The following is a 1,016-nucleotide window of genomic DNA, read 5'->3' on the forward strand; positions in this document are numbered from 1 at the left end:
TTCGTTGGACCGGGCCTGGGTCGGCCCCGACGGTTCGAACAGGACGAGATAAAGCGGCTCGCCATTGCCGCGTTCGGCGAGGGGCTCGATCGTCAGCCTGATCGGCTGGACCCGTTCGTCATCTTCCTCCACGGTCAGGTTTTCCCGCACCACTGTGCGGCGTGTGGTCGTCGCTTCGCGCAGTGCGGCGCGGAGGTCCAGCCGCAGCCCACGCCTTGCCATCGTCAGCAACTGCCGGCTGGGAATCCCTTGTGACGCTTCGAGATATCTGCCGGTTCTGGCCGAATAATAGACGACATCGCCGTCGGCGTTGACCAGGACATGCGGCGGCGCGAATCGTTCCAGCACCTGCGCCTCGACCGCCTGCCGCATGGGATAGCCGACAAGTCCCTTCTTCGAGCCGGCGCTTTCCGATGGGAAGAGGTTGGAATGGCTCTCCCCGAGCAGGGCCGGCAGTCTGATGTGCGGTGAGGCATGCTCCCGCGCTTGGAAGATGCGATGTTTCTTGTCGATGGTGGCGAACAGATCGTCGTGCTGCCCGACGCTTTCTGAGGTGCCGAGGAAAAGGTAACCGCCCGGCTTCAGCGCATAATGGAAGACAGGGATGACGCGGCTTTGGATGATCGGGCCGAAATAGATCAGCAGATTGCGGCAGGAGACCAAGGCCATGCGCGAGAAGGGTGGATCGCGAATGACGCTGTGCGGCGAGAAGATGCACAGTTCGCGTATCTCATTGCTGAGGACATAGCTTTCGCCATCGCCGTTGAAAAACCGCTGTTTGCGTTCGGGAGAAAGACCTTGCAGCAAGGCTTCCGGATAGCGTGCCGCCCGCGCCACCGCCAGCGCCGGCTCGTCTATGTCGGTGGCGAATATCTGGACGCGCGGAACGACCGTAAGCGTCTCCATGTGTTCGCGCAGCAGCATGCCGATGGAGAACACCTCCTCGCCCGTGGCGCATCCGGGAACCCAGACCCGGACAGTGTCGCTGGCTGTCTTGCCTTCGAACAGTTGTGGTA

1 protein-coding gene is annotated in these 1,016 nt (G+C 62.1%); it reads right to left on the reverse strand.

Features of this window, described 5'->3' with window-relative positions; genetic code table 11:
• A partial coding sequence (locus tag EN750_RS36050) for a protein-glutamate O-methyltransferase CheR (protein WP_145968270.1) occupies positions 1 to 1,016 on the reverse strand: 1,016 nt, incomplete at both ends.

The sequence above is a fragment of the Mesorhizobium sp. M7A.F.Ca.ET.027.03.2.1 genome (assembly GCF_003999175.1).
GTDB lineage: Bacteria > Pseudomonadota > Alphaproteobacteria > Rhizobiales > Rhizobiaceae > Mesorhizobium.